This window comes from Porphyromonas sp. COT-290 OH3588 (assembly GCF_000769075.1).
In the GTDB taxonomy this organism is placed as follows: domain Bacteria; phylum Bacteroidota; class Bacteroidia; order Bacteroidales; family Porphyromonadaceae; genus Porphyromonas.
The window spans coordinates 350,742-369,246 of sequence record NZ_JRFC01000014.1 but is presented as its reverse complement, the minus strand read 5'-3'; the positions used below and the strand labels follow the sequence as shown (position 1 = coordinate 369,246).

Annotated in this window: 11 protein-coding genes; 9 read left to right on the top strand and 2 right to left on the bottom strand. The window is 50.8% G+C overall.

Translation table 11 applies throughout. The features are described from left to right. Nucleotides 1–899 precede the first annotated feature (899 nt). Nucleotides 900–1,343 carry a large-conductance mechanosensitive channel protein MscL gene (gene mscL / locus HQ48_RS03325; RefSeq protein ID WP_044231661.1) on the bottom strand — a complete coding sequence of 148 codons (444 nt, stop codon included), beginning with the start codon at nucleotides 1,341–1,343 and terminating at the stop codon, nucleotides 900–902. A 308-nt stretch (nucleotides 1,344–1,651) separates the two neighbouring features. Here mscL and nspC point away from each other — a divergent pair, with 308 nt between their 5' ends. Next, nucleotides 1,652–2,791, top strand: coding sequence for a carboxynorspermidine decarboxylase (gene nspC / locus HQ48_RS03315; protein ID WP_044231659.1), 1,140 nt, complete (start codon nucleotides 1,652–1,654; stop codon nucleotides 2,789–2,791). Nucleotides 2,792–2,798: 7 nt separating this feature from the next. Then, nucleotides 2,799–3,764, top strand: a complete 966-nt coding sequence (ftsY, locus tag HQ48_RS03310; RefSeq protein WP_044189342.1) for a signal recognition particle-docking protein FtsY — start codon at nucleotides 2,799–2,801, stop codon at nucleotides 3,762–3,764. A 104-nt stretch (nucleotides 3,765–3,868) separates the two neighbouring features. On the opposite strand, the gene HQ48_RS03305 is transcribed toward ftsY, so the two are convergent. Continuing rightward, nucleotides 3,869–7,705 (bottom strand): thiol protease/hemagglutinin PrtT, encoded by a 3,837-nt coding sequence (locus HQ48_RS03305; RefSeq protein ID WP_044231658.1) that lies wholly within the window; start codon nucleotides 7,703–7,705, stop codon nucleotides 3,869–3,871. Nucleotides 7,706–8,530: 825 nt separating this feature from the next. Here HQ48_RS03305 and bcp point away from each other — a divergent pair. The 7 genes from bcp to HQ48_RS03270 all read left to right on the top strand — a co-directional run bounded on the left by bcp (nucleotide 8,531) and on the right by HQ48_RS03270 (nucleotide 18,420). Beyond that, nucleotides 8,531–8,992: a thioredoxin-dependent thiol peroxidase gene (bcp, locus tag HQ48_RS03300; RefSeq protein WP_044190607.1), complete on the top strand. Its 462-nt coding sequence runs from the start codon at nucleotides 8,531–8,533 to the stop codon at nucleotides 8,990–8,992. Nucleotides 8,993–9,044: 52 nt separating this feature from the next. Further along, nucleotides 9,045–10,088, top strand: coding sequence for a recombinase RecA (recA, locus tag HQ48_RS03295; protein ID WP_044231656.1), 1,044 nt, complete (start codon nucleotides 9,045–9,047; stop codon nucleotides 10,086–10,088). A gap of 1 nt (nucleotide 10,089) precedes the next feature. Continuing rightward, nucleotides 10,090–10,659 (top strand): guanylate kinase, encoded by a 570-nt coding sequence (gmk, locus tag HQ48_RS03290; RefSeq protein ID WP_044231655.1) that lies wholly within the window; start codon nucleotides 10,090–10,092, stop codon nucleotides 10,657–10,659. A gap of 189 nt (nucleotides 10,660–10,848) precedes the next feature. After that, entirely contained in the window at nucleotides 10,849–12,810 is a 1,962-nt protein-coding gene (gene gyrB / locus HQ48_RS03285) for a DNA topoisomerase (ATP-hydrolyzing) subunit B (RefSeq protein ID WP_044190600.1), read from the top strand. 15 nt (nucleotides 12,811–12,825) lie between these two features. After that, complete coding sequence (locus HQ48_RS03280; RefSeq protein ID WP_044231654.1) at nucleotides 12,826–14,637, top strand: membrane dipeptidase; 1,812 nt, start codon at nucleotides 12,826–12,828, stop codon at nucleotides 14,635–14,637. A 278-nt stretch (nucleotides 14,638–14,915) separates the two neighbouring features. Beyond that, nucleotides 14,916–17,360, top strand: coding sequence for a TonB-dependent receptor (locus HQ48_RS03275; protein ID WP_052408949.1), 2,445 nt, complete (start codon nucleotides 14,916–14,918; stop codon nucleotides 17,358–17,360). A gap of 13 nt (nucleotides 17,361–17,373) precedes the next feature. Next, a complete protein-coding gene (locus tag HQ48_RS03270; protein WP_081964822.1) occupies nucleotides 17,374–18,420 on the top strand; it encodes a DUF4249 family protein in 1,047 nt (348 codons plus the stop codon). The last annotated feature ends 85 nt before the right edge of the window (nucleotides 18,421–18,505 follow it).

Genomic DNA, 18,505 nt, shown 5'->3' with positions numbered 1-18,505 from the left:
ACATATCGCATCTATTAATCTAAATACTTTATGAAAATACCGATTAATAGGTATTGACAGGCATTGATTGCTGCAATGAGATTAACGAACGTCCTGATATTTTGAGCAAAATTAGTCCTCAGATTTTGCTCAGTGCGTCACAGATGTGACAGCCCACTAATCAGATAATTCTAGCAGAGGGTGTAAGTCTAGTAGCCGATGTCCCACTCCGTGTTGCTATGTCTTGCGATAGCTAATAGCAATTTACCGAGGAGGGTTAGTCAGTCGTATGGTGTGGATTGGGAGGATAGAGCTGTGCTGAGAGAGAAGTAGGGAAGACCAAAATTTATATTTTAGCTCAAATTTCAGAATGTTGATGAGAGAAATGCCTTGAGCGTGGGTCAAAAACGGTAGATCGCGTATTTGGCCTCTAGGAGGCTCTAGATTGCGCTTGACCTCTCTTGTGCACTTGCTCCCAGCCGAGTGAAAATAACCGCCTAAAACGAGCTTTCTGTAAGTGTCTAGATTTTAGTCCGTTTGTTGTGCTGCCTGCTGTAATTGTCTTCGTGCATGCACGACTTTGGGAGATTTCTTCCCATCAATCCTCTCAGATGAGTGGGCACCTCTGAGAGGATTAGCCCACCAATCCGTTTAGATTAGTCCTCCAATTCTTGCCGATTGGCTTACTATTCCATAGCAAGAGCCCTCTCTCCTCAGCCAAAATCCCCTTGGTTTTTTACGTTTCTTAACCTAAAAAGATGATGAACGACTTGCTGCTCTTTCGTTTCTCATAGAGGAGTGGCCGAAATCAAAAGGCGATGTGCCGAAATTTGTATTTCAGCACACCGCCCTTGGGTGTCTAGGTTGTTTGGTTGCTATACGATACCCAGAGCCTCGAGGGGAGGTCTAGGATGATCGTACTAGTTGCGCTTCTTGAGTTCGTCGCGGATTTCCTTGAGTAGAGCGATATCTGCTGGATCTGCTGCAGGCTCGGCAGGTGCTTCTTCCTGCTTCTTGCGTAGGCTATTAACCCCCTTCACCATGAGGAAGATAGCTAGAGCGATGATCAAGAAGTCTACAGTCACTTGTAGGAAGCTACCGTAGTTGAGCGTTACAGCCTCTACGGCAGGGCTAACTACCTCGCCAGCGGCATTCACTTGCTCTGCTACGCCCTCTTTGAGGGTGAGCTTGAGGTCTGTAAAATTGACACCTCCAAGCAGAACGCCGATAGGAGGCATGATGATGTCATTGACAAAAGAGCTGACGATCTTGCCAAAGGCACCACCAATGATGATACCCACTGCCATATCCATTACATTGCCCTTCATCGCAAAATCCTTAAACTCTTGGATAAACTTTCCCATTTGTCTATTTGTATTAAATGATTCGTATTGGAATAATCAAGGCAAAGATATCTAATTTTATTGAAAATTATATAAATTTAATTGTTTCGCTCCGAAAAGGAGTGCTGCTGTCGTTGCTTAAAATAGCAGGAGAGATAGGGGGCGAGGAGCAAGTCCGCAGCTCGTTGTACCCAAGGGATTGGAGCCGATATTTGAGGGCTATCTCCACTGCTCTCTATCCGCCTGAAGAGAGGAGCTGGGCGAGGACAGCAAGGTTTGCAAACAGTTTTTTATCTTTGTACAAATAAAGATGATACGACTATAATTAAATGAACAATAACATTCCGTCACCTTGCTACGTGCTAGAGGAAAGCCTACTACGCCGCAACTTGGAGCTAATCCGTTCAGTTGCCGAACGAAGTGGTGCTGAAGTTATTCTAGCATTCAAGGCCTATGCGCTCTGGAAAACGTTCCCCGTATTCCGCGAATACATCAAGCACAGTACGGCCAGCTCTATCTACGAGGCTCAGCTAGCTTACGAAGAGATGGGTGCGCCTGCTCATACGTTTAGCCCCGGTTATACGCCCGAGAATTTCCCTACGATCCTTAAATATAGTAGTCACGTTACTTTCAACTCGCTGAGCCAAATTGAGCTTCTCCGTGAGCAGATAGAGGCAAGCCAAGGTGTGTCCTTTGGCCTGCGCATCAATCCTGAGTATTCTGTGGTCGAAACGGATCTATACAATCCTTGTGCTCCCGGTTCTCGATTTGGCGTGACGGCTAGCGAGCTGGGCGATAGGCTCCCCGAGGGTATTGAGGGGCTGCATCTGCATGTCCTCTGCGAGGGCGATGCCGAGAACCTAAGCGAGGTGCTCGAGATTGTCGAGCGTAACTTCCCCAAGGCTCTAGAGCAGGCCAAGTGGCTCAATATGGGTGGTGGACACCTGATGACACGCAAGGACTATAATGTAGATCACCTCGTGCAGACGCTCCGCTCCTTCGGCGAGCGACATCCGCACCTCAAGCTCATTCTCGAGCCGGGGAGTGCTTTCGCTTGGCAAACGGGCTATCTCGAGGCGACGATCATAGACCTCGTGGAGCATCATGGCATCAAGACTGCTATTGTTGATGTATCTTTTACCTGCCATATGCCCGACTGTCTGGAGATGCCTTACCAACCAGCCATACGAGGTGCACGCATTGTGCAGACGCATACCGAGACTCCACATACCTACCGCATCGGGGGGAATAGCTGCCTGAGTGGCGACTTCATCGGCTATTGGGCGTTTGAGCAACCTCTAGAGATCGGCCAGCGGATTATTTTTGAGGATATGCTGCACTATACCACAGTCAAGACGAATATGTTCAATGGCATTCCGCATCCCTCGATAGCCTTCCGTCGCTTAGATGGCTCTCTACAGATGCTTCGTGAGTATAGCTACGAGGATTATAAAAACCGTATGGACTAGAAATACTATGGGACTATTTAGTTTTTTCTCCAAGAAAAAGAAGGAAGAAGAAAAGGCTCAGCTTGACGAAGGGCTTAATAAGAGTAAGGAGAATGTTTTCTCCAAGCTCACCCGAGCGATTGCCGGTAAGAGTAAGGTCGATGATGATGTGCTCGATGACCTCGAGGACGTCCTAGTAACCTCGGACGTAGGTGTAGACACGACGCTCAAGATCATTCGACGCATTGAGGAGCGTGTCGCACGGGATAAGTATGTAACCACAGGTGAGCTGACGACTCTACTAAGAGAAGAAATCGCAGCCTTGCTGACCGAGAATGGCGTCATCGATGGCGATGCCTTCGGCATTCCCGAGGGAGCGAAGCCATACGTCATAATGGTGGTAGGGGTCAATGGCGTAGGTAAGACCACGACGATTGGCAAGCTAGCGCATCAGTTCAAGAAGGCAGGCCTCAAGGTTGTGCTAGGAGCAGCCGATACCTTCCGTGCCGCAGCCATTGAGCAGCTCGAGATCTGGGCATCACGCACCGACACGCCCCTAATCAAACAAAAGATGAATGCCGACCCAGCCTCGGTAGCCTACGATACGCTGAGCGCAGCGGTTCGACAAGAGGCAGATGTCGTGATCATCGACACGGCTGGACGTCTGCACAATAAGGTTGGGTTGATGAATGAGCTGAGCAAGATCAAGCGTGTGATGCAGAAGGTTGTGCCCGATGCGCCACACGAAGTACTGCTAGTGCTGGACGGCTCTACGGGACAGAATGCTTTTGAGCAGGCCAAGCAGTTCACCGCAGCAACGGAGGTAAATGCCCTAGCCGTTACGAAACTTGATGGCACAGCCAAGGGTGGTGTCGTCATCGGTATCTCAGATCAGTTCAAAATCCCTGTCAAATACATTGGTTTGGGTGAGGGCATCGACGACCTACAGCTCTTCCGCAAAAAGGAATTTGTGGACTCGCTATTCGGGCAGTAGGCTTCTATCTGCCTACTATCAACGGACTATCCCCCAGATTGCACTCGGCAATCTGGGGGATAGTTGCTTCTAGACGGAAGCTCTGCTGCTCCGATCGGGAGCGATTATTCGAGGATCAGCTTGTAGGCTTGTAGGCCAATCTCTATGATGTATAGGCCTCTCCCGAGCTCTGCTACCGACCATCTAAACTCATTGCCCTCTGGCATGGCTGCTTGGCGCACCACTCTGCCGTCTAGTGTGCGTAGGCGAAGTGGAGTGCTAGGGCTAACGTGCTTGATGATGACGAAGTGGCTCGCAGGATTGGGGTAGATCAAGACTTTGGCAGCTGCAATATCGGTCAGGCCTGTGTCCTGCTTGATTGCGATCTCAACCGTACACTGCTCAGTAACAGAGAAGCGATATGGCGCATCGAGTGGACGATTGTTTACTTTGACCTCATCTATTAGATAGCCTGCTTGAGGCGTAATGATGAGTGTGAGCTCTGTTCCATACTCGACGGCGGAGAGATCTTGTGCTCCCTCTACACGAAGTGTCGCATGCTCTAGGGTATTAGGAACGTCTACTCGGTAGACTTTTTTAGTGAATTGGGCAATAACCTCTGTTTCTTCCTCGACGACAAATGTCTTTGTGGCCTTGATGTCTGTGCCACTAGCGGTCAAGCTCGCCAACTCGTAGCCTTCGGCAGGGCTAGCTTGTACGCTCAGCCGTGTGCCGTGTGTCACTGCTTCTAGCTTATCTGCTCCAGATATCTTGATGCTTCCTTGCCCCTCTACTTTTTGGGTTACTCTGTAGACTTTTTTAGTGAACTGGGCAATAACCTCCGTATCTCCCTCGACAATAAATGTCTTTGTGGCCTTGATGTCTGTGCCACCAGCGGTCAAGCTCGCCAACTCGTAGCCTTCGGCAGGGCTAACTTGTACGCTCAGCTGCGTACCGTGTGGCACTGCTTCTAGCTTATCTGCTCCAGATATCTTGATGCTTCCTTGCCCCTCTACTTTTTGGGTTACTCGGTAGACTTTTTTGGCGAACTGGGCAATAACCTCCGTATCTCCCTCGACGACAAATGTCTTTGTGTCCTTGATGTCCTTGCCGCCAGCGGTCAAGCTCGCCAGCTCGTAGCCTTCGGCAGGGCTAGCTTGTACGCTCAGCTGTGTGCCGTGTGTCACTGCTTCTAGCTTATCTGCTCCAGATATCTTGATGCTTCCTTGCCCCTCTACTTTTTGGGTTACTCGGTAGACTTTTTTAGCGAACTGGGCAATAACCTCCGTATCTCCCTCGACAACAAATGTCTTTGTGTCCTTGATGTCCTTGCCGCCAGCGGTTAGACTTGCCAGCTCATAGCCCATTTCTGGCTCTACGACTACTCTAAGCTCTTTCTTAGCCTCGACTGCCGATAGTTGGACATCGGGTATGCTAATGCGCCCGCCGTCATTTGAGGTGAGGGTTACTTTATAATAGGTTTTGGGTGGGGTGGGAGTGCCTCCCTGTTTGAGTTTGAGTGTACGGCGATAGGTCCCCGTCGCCCAAACATCTCGATCGATACCAGCGATATTGGCGGTGAGGTGTAGCTCGTAGGTTCGCCCTAGGGGGATAGGCTCGAATGCGGATTTGGGGATATTGATCTTAGTCTTGGAGATATCAACGCTCCTATGTTTATGGATTGTTAGCTCGCCCGTCGCCCCCAAGGGATAGCGCTGTCCTAGCTCTACGTCTACTAGATCGTAGCGGAGAGAACCCGTGAAGCTCTCGGCTCCTACGTTCTCGATTTCGCAGGCGATGGAGAGGGTAGAGCTATCGAGCTGTTTGAGGTCTAGCTCTTCTTCCGTCCACAGCTCGTCATTGAGGCGTATCTCCAGATCTTTTGTCCCGCTCTCTGGGGCGTCTAGGTTGCTGTTCCTATTGGGTTTGTAGGTCAGGATAGGCTTTTGGTTTGCGTCAAGTATTTCTAGCTGATAGGTGCCGAAAGGGTTGTTGATAGGATAGCTCCGCTCCGGAATAGTTTGGCTTGTCCCATCGGTGTAGTGGACCGTTTTGCTTGGTACGAGGAATGAGAAGGTGACATCGTAGATGCCTGCTGTCAGTGACGAGCTAGGGGTTTGATGAAATGTGATAATCCCATCGAAAGTGCTATGATCAAAGAACTGATACCCCTCACTCCTCATCTTATCTACCGATACTCCTGCACGGCTTAGCTCCACGACGATATAGCCGTAGTCGGTGGTAAAGCGAGTAGAATTGGATATAGACAACTGTAGGCTGGTCTGATGATTTGACCAAAATAGGGTTGTCTGCTTGGGTTCTTTGCTGAGAGATAGATTGATCTCTGTGGGGATTGTAGGTAGTGTGATACGTCCTTGGTTGATTTCGATACTCAGCGGCTCTCCATACTCAACCTCAAGCCAAGGCTGTGCATTGGGTACATCTACATTGGTGTCTGGCTCAATGATCTCTCGGCATACTGCTCTCAAAGTATATGTGCCATCGGCGAGCATAGGATCTAGTGTGATAGAGGTCAGTAGGGAGGTGAAGTATGACCCTCTAGAGATCCCAGTTAGGTCGAGATTGGTCTGCGAGAGCATAATCTCTTGGCCGGAGGCGTCCCGTAGGGAGATCGCAAGATCGCCACGGTAGAGGTCCGAGGCGTTGGTGCTCAGATTGGTAAGCATCAGCCCTATTTTGTCTTGATCGAGGTCGGTTATCTCGGATCTAAATGACAAGCCTCCGTCGCCGAAAAAGGAGTAGCGTCGCTCTTGGATAGGGAAGGGTTCGTGTCCTTCTCTATCGGGGCGTACCAAGATGATGTCCTGTCCTTGGTTAAATCCTCCATCTCCACCGCCATGTCCTAGTATCGGAGGGCTCATGAAGCTGAGGGCGAAGTAGCCGTTGCTTGTGCCTCCCCAGCCCCAGTTGGTGTGTAGATAGCCGTTTTCGTCATAGCCGTCTATGACCCACGCATGTCCTGCGTCGTTTTGAGCACCAGACATGATGATGGGGTTGTCTAGGTCTAGCTCCTGTTGTATTAGGGAGAGGAAGAGCTGGTTGGGGCTCTCGTTGCGAGAGAGATGACGTACATGATAGGAGAAGTGTTTCTTGAGCGCACGAGCAGCATCGTGCATGTAGGCACCGCTGCCGCCGTCACGAGAGCGTCGATAGTTCATATTGACCGCAATCCCGACGTCGGACATGAGTTTAGCTACAGCCTTGCCTTGAGCTTCTGTCCAGTGCCCCTCTTTGTCGTAGGTACGGGTGTCGTTGTTCCACTTCCAATCAAACGTGTAGGAGTCAATCATATTAGCCCAGTCGTAGACAGACTGCTCAAAGTCCGCCGACAGCTCCCCGATCGAGCCAGCTCGAGGTGTGTAGGTGTGCTTCCCTTTGCCTCGCTCGGGCCACTTATGGTAGTACATAACCTGCGAGATAGCCGTGGCGACGCAGCCTGTTACCGTCCTTTCTTTGCTGATAATGGGAGCTTGGTCGTTGAATGGTTTGTCTTGGTCCCAAAGAGATTTGGTCAGAGGCCCCCGTATGGCTTTGGGGTTAGGCTTGGGCGTTGGGCTAGGGAGCCCGGGGGTAACTGTGGTGGAGCGTAGTGCATCGACCTGCTTTTGGTGTCGTTTGAGCAGGCCAGAGAGCTGCTCGGGTAGTCGATTTAGATGGACTTGCCCCTTGTCGGAGTAGCCAAGGACAGGTATCGTGGCGTCATCGCCCGAGATAATCACAAAACCAGAGCGGTCGGTGTCGTTGAAGATGTAGTATGTAGGCTTTAGTCCGCCATTCTTCTCTCCCTCGGCGAGCCTAAGCTCTCCTGCTCGGTCAATTTGTACATATCGCTCGGCTAGGCGCATAGCCTGCTCTCTGCCTATTGGCCCTGCCCAACCGCTCCATGCAAGGAGCAGGCACAAGCCAAAGGCTAAGTAAGATAAAATAGATCTCTGCTTCATGTCTTTGTGGATTACGCTGTGATTTTGATACTGAATATAGATAGAGGTGTCCTCGGGCTATATACTAATATATGGTGTTAATAACTGTGAACGTGTTGCTTATCGGCTATTTGAGAGCGCAAATATACGGATATTTGGGTAATGATGTTGATGACGAATATATGTTTGATACAAATGTTTGGCTCTTGTGCTCTATGCATAGGTCTGAGCATAAGGGCGGGGGAGCCTAGGGTTAGTGGCATCTACTCAAAAATGCCAAAACTTAGTATGGCAATTGTTCTACTTTTTGGTTAAGGAGTGTTAAGGATATAGTGAGGAATTTATGTGAATGGTATAACGGTTCATAAAGGAGAATGGTTTGGCTGAAAGAAATTGATGGGCAGATTGATTCGGATCGTAGGGTTAACCCCATCAGGTGTATCGACTAATCCTAAAGGATTGATGGGAGGAAACACGCAAAATAGAGCAAGAAGGCTGTGAGATTGATTCGGATTTTAGTCTATGTGTCTATTTGCTAGCCGGTTGTACTTGTGCTTTTTTAAGCCCCTCTCCCTCTGCCTCTGGGAGAGAGGTGCGCAAGCGAGGTCGGACGTGATCTAGAGCCTGCTAGAGGTCAAATACGAGGTTCCCCGATTTTCCGCTCGATTAGAGATTGTCTGCTCGATCATCATACAGAGGAGTAAAAGAATGTATAAATTGAGCAGTGGGGATAGGGCTTATAGGCTTACCAAAAGGGGTGCTACAAGTCCTAATATTATGTAAGGAATAATCTCTATCTTTGTCAGGTTAGTCAATTCTTTAGATAATCAACGTAGATACATCATTATGATGAATATAGGAGATCGGGTAGAGGATTTGCTTGGGCTAGACCAAGATGGGCGAGAGGTTCGCTTGTCGGATTACCCAGACCGCAAGGTTGTCCTCTACTTTTACCCCAAAGACAATACTGCCGGCTGTACAGCTCAGGCCTGTAGCCTAAGAGATGGATATGCAGAGCTCAGAGCTGCGGGCTATGAGGTCGTGGGTGTCAGCCGAGATACGGCCAAGAGCCACCGTGGCTTCATCGACAAGCATAGCCTCCCCTTTAGGCTGATTGCCGATACGGACGTTAGGCTCAACGAGCAGTTTGGCGTTTGGGTAGAGAAGAGTATGTATGGCCGTAAGTATATGGGTACGGAGCGCACGAGCTTCGTGATTGGTACGGACGGACGTATTGAGCGGATTATCCGAGGCCGAGCTGTCGTGACAGCAGACCACGCCGCCCAAATCTTGGCCGAGCAGGCATAGGGCTCTCTACTCCTAGGCTACTATACCGATGACAATTAAGTAAGTAATATATATGAGTTCAGAAGAAACAAAGGACGTACAGCAAAGCAAGCCCGGCTTGCCCGAGAATAAGCTCAAAGCCCTACAAGCTGCCATGGCTAGCATCGAGAAGACGCATGGCAAGGGTGCCATTATGAATATGGGTGCGACACCTGTGGAGGCCATCAGTGTTATTCCCTCTGGTTCCGTAGGGCTAGACCTCGCTTTAGGTGTCGGCGGTTACCCTCGTGGGCGTATCGTAGAGATTTATGGGCCAGAGTCGTCTGGTAAGACAACTCTGGCTATCCACGCCATTGCCGAGGCACAGAAGGCTGGTGGCGTAGCAGCTATTGTCGATGCAGAGCACGCTTTCGACCCTACCTATGCCCAGAAGCTAGGTGTAGACATTGATAATCTGTGGATCTCACAACCAGATAATGGCGAGCAGGCTCTAGATATTGCCGAGCAGCTCATTCGCTCCAATGCTGTGGACCTCGTGATCATCGACTCTGTGGCTGCCCTAACGCCTAAGGCCGAGATCGAGGGAGATATGGGCGACAACAAGGTTGGTTTGCAGGCTCGCCTGATGTCACAAGCTCTACGTAAGATGACGGGGGCTGTAAATAAGTCAAATACGACCTGCATCTTCATCAACCAACTACGTGAGAAGATTGGGGTTAGTTTCGGCAATCCCGAAACGACCACTGGGGGTAATGCCCTCAAGTTCTACGCTTCTGTCCGCATCGACATTCGCAAGAGTACGGCGATCAAAGATGGTGAGGAGGTACTCGGTAATCTGACTAAGGTCAAGGTCGTCAAGAACAAAGTAGCTCCTCCGTTCCGCAAGGCAGAGTTCGATATCGTCTACGGCGAGGGTATCTCTCGCACGGGTGAGATTATCGACCTCGGTACCGAGCACAATATCATCAAGAAGAGTGGTTCTTGGTTTAGCTATGGCGAGAATAAGCTAGGGCAGGGGCGTGAGGCGGCTAAGGCAACGCTACAAGCCAATCCCGAGCTAGCTGACGAGCTGTCAGCCCTGATTATGGCCAAGATTAAGGAGGAGAGCAAGGCCTAGTATGGGTAAGCTGGTCATCATCTCGGCACCCTCGGGTACGGGCAAGAGCACGATCATTAATAAGCTCATGGCAGAGGTGCCCGAGCTACGCTTGCGCTTCTCGGTGTCTGCTACCAGCAGACAGCCTAGAGGCAACGAGCGGCACGGCGTAGAGTACTATTTCTTCTCGCCAGATGAGTTTCGCCGACGCATCGAGGCGGGGGACTTCCTCGAGTGGGAGGAAGTGTACGAGAATAAGTACTACGGCACGCTCAAAAGCGAGGTTGAGCGCATCTTGGCTCAGGGGGATAATGTGATCTTCGATGTGGACTGCGTCGGCGGTCGCAACATCAAGAGTTGCTACGGAGATCGGGCGCTAAGCCTCTTCATCAAGCCTCCCTCGATCGAGGAGCTACGTACAAGGCTTACGAGCCGCTCTACCGATAGCCCCGAGGTTATCGAGGAGCGTCTGGCCAAGGCCGAGCAGGAGCTGACGCATGCCGATCACTTCGATCTGCAAATCGTCAATGACGACTTGCAGAGCTGCTTCGAGCAGGTCCGCATGGCTCTAGGGCAATTCCTCGCTCAGTAGTAAGTGGAGTAAACGGGGACGGTGGTGTGTCAAAGTCTTTTTGGCGCACCACCGTTTGATTTTCGTTATCATCAAGTATGAGGAGTCAATGTACAACGAACACTGTTCCCTATATCTAGCAACGCAGTGGCGGTACGCTAGTTTCTTACTATCTTTGTGGATAAATCAAAATGATGATTTTATAGAATCATGAGCGAAGAAATCAAAGACAACGCTATGGGCGCCGACTATTCGGCCAGTAGCATTCAAGTACTGGAGGGGCTAGAAGCAGTGCGCAAGCGCCCTGCCATGTATATCGGGGATATTGGAGAGAAGGGCCTGCACCATCTCGTCTATGAAGTTGTAGATAACTCAATCGACGAAGCTCTAGCTGGCTACTGTACAGATATTCAGGTCGTCATCAACGAAGACAACTCCATAGAGGTACACGACAACGGTCGTGGTATCCCTGTGGATATTCACGAGAAGGAAGGTAAGAGTGCCCTAGAGGTGGTACTGACGGTACTGCACGCAGGGGGTAAGTTCGACAAGGGTTCGTACAAGGTTTCGGGCGGTCTGCACGGGGTCGGTGTGAGCTGTGTGAATGCCCTCTCTACATATCTCAAAGCTATTGTGCACCGTGACGGTAAGATCTACTCAATGGAGTTTAGCTGTGGTATCCCAACCACAGAGCTACAAGTCATTGGCGAGACCGATCGCACGGGTACTACGGTGATCTTCAAACCCGACACCTCTATCTTTATCGTAGGGGAGTATCAGTTCAAGATTCTCTCCGATCGTCTACGTGAGCTGGCTTACCTCAATGCTGGTATTCGCTTGACCCTTACCGATCGCCGTGAACAGAATGAGGACGGTAGCTACAAGAGCGAGAGCTACTACTCCGAGGACGGGCTCAAGGAGTTCGTGCGCTACATCAATCGTAGTAAGGAATCGCTGGTAGAGGACATCATTCACATCACAACAGAGAAGCAAGGTATCCCCGTAGAAGTGGCTATGACCTACAATACTTCTTATACGGAGAATGTTTATAGCTACGTCAATAATATCAATACTATTGAGGGAGGAACGCATCTGGCGGGCTTCCGCCGTGGTCTGACACGTACGCTCAAGAAATATGCTACCGACTCCAAGCTCCTAGATAAGGTCAAGGTCGAGATCACGGGCGATGACTTCCGTGAAGGGCTGACCGCAGTGGTAAGCATCAAGGTGGCAGAGCCTCAGTTCGAGGGTCAGACCAAGACGAAGCTCGGTAACAACGAAGTAATCGGGGCGGTGGACATAGCTGTGAGCGAAGCCCTAGAGAACTATCTGGAGGAGCACCCTAAAGAAGCTAAAATCATCGTCGATAAGGTTGTACTAGCAGCTACGGCTCGTCAAGCAGCTCGTAAGGCTCGTGAGATGGTGCAGCGCAAGTCGCCACTCTCTGGCGGTGGCTTACCCGGTAAGCTCGCAGATTGCTCGAGCAAGGATCCCGAGCAGAGTGAGCTATTCCTCGTCGAAGGGGATTCGGCTGGTGGCACAGCTAAGCAGGGCCGCGACCGAGAGTATCAGGCTATTCTCCCTCTGCGTGGTAAGATCCTCAACGTAGAGAAAGCAATGCAGCACAAGGTGCTCGAGAGCGAAGAGATTCGCAATATCTACACGGCATTGGGCGTGACCATCGGTACCGAAGAGGACAGCATGGCGCTCAACCTCTCCAAGCTCCGCTACCACAAGGTGATCATCATGACCGATGCCGACGTGGACGGTAGCCATATCGCCACGCTCATCTTGACCTTCTTCTTCCGCAATATGCGTAGCCTCATCGAGAGCGGCTACGTCTACATTGCTACGCCTCCGCTCTACCTCTGTCGGCGAGGTAAGGAACAGGAATACTGCTGGACAGAGCAGCAGCGACAGGCTTTCATCGACCGTGTTGCAGATGGAGACGAAAGCAAGGTACACGTGCAGCGCTACAAGGGTCTTGGTGAGATGAACGATGAGCAACTCTGGGAGACAACAATGAACCCAGAGAACAGAACGCTCCACCGCATCACGGTAGAGAATGCGGCCGAGGCCGACTCAATCTTCTCGATGCTCATGGGCGACGACGTAGGTCCTCGCCGTGAATTTATCGAGGCTAATGCGACCTACGCTCGTATTGACGCATAAATAAGGATTCATCTTATGAAACTTAACGATCTATCTCAAGCCGTGCGGGCTTTGAATCAAGAGGTAGACCGACATCTCGGGAGGGGCCATTCGGTCGCTCCCGTTTGTCTTGGTAAGCCTCGCGTCGGGATTACGGTCAATCAGACCCAGTATGGCTCATCGCTGGCGAGGGCTTATTCAGATGCCATCATCAGAGCTGGAGGAGTTCCGTTTCTACTCCCGCTTACCGATGATATAGATACTCTGCTAGAGAGCCTGCAGAGCTTGGACGGCTTGCTCCTCTCTGGTGGTAGCGACCTTAACCCAATTTACCTAGACGAAGACCCAATACGTGGCTTGGGTGAGGTCGATCCCGAGCGTGATCGCTATGAGCTTATCCTTATTCGTCTAGCTACTCGCCTCAGTATGCCTATACTCGGTATCTGTCGTGGGCATCAGCTACTCGGTGTTGCCTACGGCTCTACCCTATTTCAGGACATCGTTAGCCAATACACGGTGGAGTATGCGATCGATCATTCGCCCAAGATTCCCAAGACCATTGGAGCTCATCGGCTGACGGAAGTTACGCCTCGTGGACGCTTGGCAGACATTCTCGGCATCGAGGAGGGCGAAGATATTTACGTCAATAGCCTGCATCATCAGGCGCTCAGGGAGGTGCGTCCACCTTTCGTGGAGCATGCGATGGCTGCTGACGGCATCAATGAGGCGATTGATGCTTACCCCGAATTGGATATTCTGGCTGTACAGTGGCACCCTGAGCAAATGGTTGCTGGAGGCGATGCTCGTCAGCTCAGGCTCTTCGCACACATCGTGGAGCGTGCTCGGCTGTATCGTAGGGCGCGCCAGTTCCACACCACCGAGCTAACGCTCGATTCGCACACCGATACGCCGATGTGCTTTGCGCCAGACTTTAGACTTGGGGAGTACGGCCCGACGCTTGTGGACCTGCCTAAGCTAGAGCTTGGGCAGATCGACGCCAGCATCATGGTTGCCTATTTGCCACAAGGCGAGCTGTCGGACGAAGCGCACGAGCGAGCGATTGGCTATGCCGAGGCCAAACTCACAGAGCTACATCGTCAAGTTGGGCTCTATCCCGATCGAGCTTGCATCGCTCGCTCGGCCGCCGACGTCAAATCGGCCAAGGCAAGAGGGCTCAAGGCTATTATTCCTGCCATAGAGAACGGCTATGCGCTTGGAGAACGCCTTAGCCTGCTCCAGTATTATCGAGATCGTTACGGTATCGTCTACGTAACGCTATGCCACAATGGCGATAACGCGATCTGCGACTCTGCTCGCAAGAGTGAGCGCACACATGGCGGACTTAGCCCATTTGGTCGAGAGGTTGTCCGAGAGATGAATCGCCTTGGTTTGATGATTGATCTTAGTCATACAGGAGAGGAAACGGTAGCTGATGTGCTAGAGCTAAGCACTCAGCCCGTGATTGCTAGCCACTCCTCTGCCCGAGCACTTTGTGATCACCCACGCAACCTCACCGACGATCAGATCCGAACTATCGCTCGCAAGGGGGGAGTTGTGCAGATCTGCCTCTATGCTGGTTTTATTCATCAGGACGATCAGCAGGCTAGTCTGCTCGATGCGGTCGAGCATATCGAGCACATTATTCGTATTGCTGGGATCGAGCACGTGGGTATCGGCTCGGACTTCGACGGAGATGGCGAGCTGATTGGTTGTCGCTCTACTCTAGATCTCGTACGCATCACGATGGAACTACTGGCTCGTGGCTACGATGAAGAAGATCTTGCCCTAATCTGGGGTGGCAACTTCCTGCGTGTCATGGAGCAGTGCCAGAGCTCTGCCGAGGTGTAAGCACCACGACTCTACTGCCAAACGGATATTATTACCTAAGCCCCGAGAGAGAGATTGTGAGTACAATCCTCTCGGGGCTTAGCTGCATTTGGGAGAGTTGGTATAACCTCTATGAGAGGCTAAACTTTTATAGATTTTTCTTTTATAGATATTTACGAGCATTTTGTTTGCTTCTTGCATAGAAATAATACCTATATTTGCTCCTGTATTTTCTTTCTTCAAGAGATTAGATAGATAGCAGCTAATAATTAATTACAAACAATCACTAGACAATGACAATGCGGAACCACCTTCGCCAGCTTGTAGCCCCAAGTGCGCTCTGGCGTGTGTTCGTCCTCGTCACTCTGCTTTGGCTCGGCTCGGGCACAGATATGGTGCAAGCTCAGCCACCCACAACCAAGCACCACACGATTAGTGGGCATGTGGTCGATGCCGAGAGTAAGGAAACCTTGATTGGAGCGACGATCTACGCACCCGAAACTAAGCAAGGAGCTTATACCAATTCTTATGGCTTCTTTAGCTTCAGTCCCAGCAAGCCGATTCGCTCAATCCGTATTTCCTACATCGGCTACGAAACACAAACCATCGAGCTTAACCTGAAAGCAGACACAACACTCACCATCGAACTTGATCCTAAGGGGCTACTACAAGAAGTAGTCATCACAGAAGAACGCCGACAGCTCCGTGCACCGCAGGCGGGGGCTATTGAGGTTCCCGTACATATCATCAAGACAACTCCAGCGTTGCTTGGAGAGAGCGATCTGATGAAGGCGCTACAACTAATGCCCGGGGTACAGAGCGGGAGCGAGGGCAGTGCAGGTGTGCATGTACGAGGTGGCGGACCCGACGAAAACTTGATCCTACTAGATGGCGTTTCGCTCTATAGTGTGGATCATCTCTTCGGGTTCTTCTCTGTCTTTACTCCTGAGGCCGTCAAGAAGGTCGACCTATACAAGGGTAACTTCCCTGCTCGTTTCGGTGGACGCCTCTCCTCTGTGATTGATGTGCGCACCAATGACGGGAATATGCAGAAGTACAAAGGAGCCTTGAGTATAGGATTGATCTCCTCCAAAGCTCAGATCGAGGGGCCTATTATTAAGGATAGGACGAGCTTCAATCTAGCCCTTCGTCGCACCTACATTGACTTGCTCGCTAAGCCTTTTATCCCTAGTGAAGACTTCGATGGAGGCTACTACTTCTACGACATCAATGCCAAGTTGCAGCACAAGATCGGGGATAGAGATCGCTTATACCTAAGTGTCTATCATGGACTAGACAAGTTGCATAGTGATATGAACGAAACATACAGCATCAGTGACGAAGACGGCAATGCGCACTCCTTAGATGTCAATACCAACGCCAACATGAATTGGGGCAATACTCTAGCTTCTCTGCGCTGGAACCACGTCTTCTCCTCCAAGCTCTATAGTGATATGACGCTGGCCTATACCAAATATCACTTCTTGACACGGTTCACCAACCGCATCCTAGAGCGTAAGGCAGAGAGGCAATTCACCTCCGTTGGCTACAACTCTGGTATCGAAGATCTATCGCTAGGCTGGAATGCTCACTACTACGCCTCGCCTCGCTCGGAGTGGCGCTTCGGGCTAGACTATATCCACCATACCTTCCGTCCCGAAGCCCACGAGCGGGTCAATAGAGGTGAGGCCCTAGGCCTAGACGTAAGCCCAGACCTGCTGAATCCTAAACCCTCTAGTCTAATCTTTGCCCACCATGCAGCCCTCTATGCCGAGAGTAAGCTCCAGCTCAATGATGCCCTCCAGCTCAACGCAGGCCTGCGTGCGGCTATGTTTATGGTCAATTCCAAGCCTTATATCTCCCTACAACCTAGAGCCAACATAGACTGGCGTATAACGCCTCTGCTGAATATGACGCTCGGCTATGCACGTATGTCGCAGAATGTACACCTGCTTACCTCGGCTGCTATGACGCTCCCCACAGACCTGTGGGTACCTGCTACCAAACACCTCGAGCCGATGACCTCGGATCAGCTGAGCCTCGGTGCGAACTATAAGTTTGGCAATGGGTGGTATGTAAGTGCCGAAGCCTATTACAAGCACATGAACCATGTACTCGAGTATAAGGACGGAGCCAGCTTCGTAGGCTCGTCGGTTGGTTGGGAGAACAAAGTCGTCGCTGGTCACGGCCGTAGCTATGGGGTGGAGGCAATCCTGATGCGTCAGGTTGGCCGTACCACTGGTTGGGTTGGCTACACCCTCTCCAAGAGCGAGCGCCGCTTCCCTGATGGTTCGATTAATAGAGGTGAGTGGTTCCCCTACAAGTATGACCGCAGGCACAAGCTCAACATCGTCCTATCTCACAAGTTTAGCAATCGTGTCGATGCGTCTGCCTCTTGGGAGTTCTACACAGGTGGAGTGATTACACTTGGTTATGAGAAGATGCAGATTATCCGTCCAGATGCTATGGATAGCTGGCGATCGGACACACAGAGCTATATCCCCGAGCGCAACAACTTCCGTTTGCCAGCCACGCATCGCCTCAATTTAAGTGTCAATTACAATCGCTTTCACAAGGGGAGAGCCCAGAGTGTCTGGAACTTCAGCATCTTCAATGTCTACAACCAGAAGAATCCAGCCTTCATCTACCCTGCTGATCTGAGCAACTCTAGGAAGGATAATCGGGTAACGAAGTTTACGCTTCTGCCCATCATTCCGTCAATCTCCTACACATACAAATTTTAAGGTTCCTAAGACGATGAAACCATACATGCTTAAATTATCGGCTCTATTGGTAGCCGCTGTGTCAATGACGAGTTGTAAGTCGTCGCTTGATATCCCATACGAAAACCTCAAGGAGGAGCTAACGATTCTTTTCCTTGGTGCAACCGATCGGGACCAACATACGCTCAAGATCTCCCAAACCAGTATGGGGCGGTATTTTAGAATCAAGGGCGTAGAGGTGGAGATGAGCATCGACGGGGCCAAGGTAGGGCTCACTCCGATCAAGCCTCTTGGGACTTATGAACTCTCGGCTCAGTTCAGGAGTGGCCAGCGTGTGCAGATCTCAGCCAGCTACAAGGGCAAGAAGGCTTCGTCTGAGTTTGTAGTGCCAAGCCCAGCAGAGGTGCTTGAGGTCAAGCACGAAGACTATACCCTACATCGGGAAACAGGTAGTCGTAAGGAGTACACCCGCTGGAAGATTAGGCTCAAAGACCCCGCAGGGGAGAAAAACTACTACCGCATCTATGCGGAATATGCAGATGTAGTGCAGCGTGTAGACACTGGCGAGGAGTTTACGCCTAGGGGGTGGATCATGCTCAAGCTAGATGGGAGAGAGGACTACATACTCAGTGATGGCAATCCCGCAGCCCCCGGTAGCGAAGAGGCTGAAGACCCCTTCGATATTGCCTCGTACACCAATATCTACAACGTTTTCCCCGATCGTGTTTTCGATGGGCAGGAGGTTGGGCTCTCTCTCTCGTCCGATCGTATCTCTCTGCCGATGAACTTCTATTACCACAGAGAAGATGGCTATCATACCATTCTAGGAGATGGGAGTGAGGTGTTGGTCAAGCCCAAGAGTCGGCGTATTCGTTTCTTCGTGCAGGCTATCAGCGAAGATGTTTACAAATATCTCATTAGCCTAGGCGTAGCCCATTCGACAGATGAAGAATCTCCATTTACTACGCCCGTGCAGATCTACAGCAACATCAACGGAGGTACGGGTATCTCAGGCGTTAATGCTACTCGGGTCGTAGACTTCGATATCGAGCTCAAGGTGCCTAAGAAGCGAGAGCGTTAGCTACGATCGGGGTAATCCGAGGGTCTAAATCAAAGGCGGTGCATCGAAAATTGTTTTCGATGCACCGCCTTTGATTTATGATGTG

Coding starts and splice junctions, on each gene's coding strand:
- HQ48_RS03275 (WP_052408949.1), top strand. CDS start 14,916: ATGCGGAACCACCTTCGCCAGCTTGTAGCCCCAAGTGCGCTCTGGCGT.
- mscL (WP_044231661.1), bottom strand. CDS start 1,343: ATGGGAAAGTTTATCCAAGAGTTTAAGGATTTTGCGATGAAGGGCAAT.
- recA (WP_044231656.1), top strand. CDS start 9,045: ATGAGTTCAGAAGAAACAAAGGACGTACAGCAAAGCAAGCCCGGCTTG.
- nspC (WP_044231659.1), top strand. CDS start 1,652: ATGAACAATAACATTCCGTCACCTTGCTACGTGCTAGAGGAAAGCCTA.
- gyrB (WP_044190600.1), top strand. CDS start 10,849: ATGAGCGAAGAAATCAAAGACAACGCTATGGGCGCCGACTATTCGGCC.
- ftsY (WP_044189342.1), top strand. CDS start 2,799: ATGGGACTATTTAGTTTTTTCTCCAAGAAAAAGAAGGAAGAAGAAAAG.
- gmk (WP_044231655.1), top strand. CDS start 10,090: ATGGGTAAGCTGGTCATCATCTCGGCACCCTCGGGTACGGGCAAGAGC.
- HQ48_RS03280 (WP_044231654.1), top strand. CDS start 12,826: ATGAAACTTAACGATCTATCTCAAGCCGTGCGGGCTTTGAATCAAGAG.
- HQ48_RS03305 (WP_044231658.1), bottom strand. CDS start 7,705: ATGAAGCAGAGATCTATTTTATCTTACTTAGCCTTTGGCTTGTGCCTG.
- bcp (WP_044190607.1), top strand. CDS start 8,531: ATGATGAATATAGGAGATCGGGTAGAGGATTTGCTTGGGCTAGACCAA.
- HQ48_RS03270 (WP_081964822.1), top strand. CDS start 17,374: ATGAAACCATACATGCTTAAATTATCGGCTCTATTGGTAGCCGCTGTG.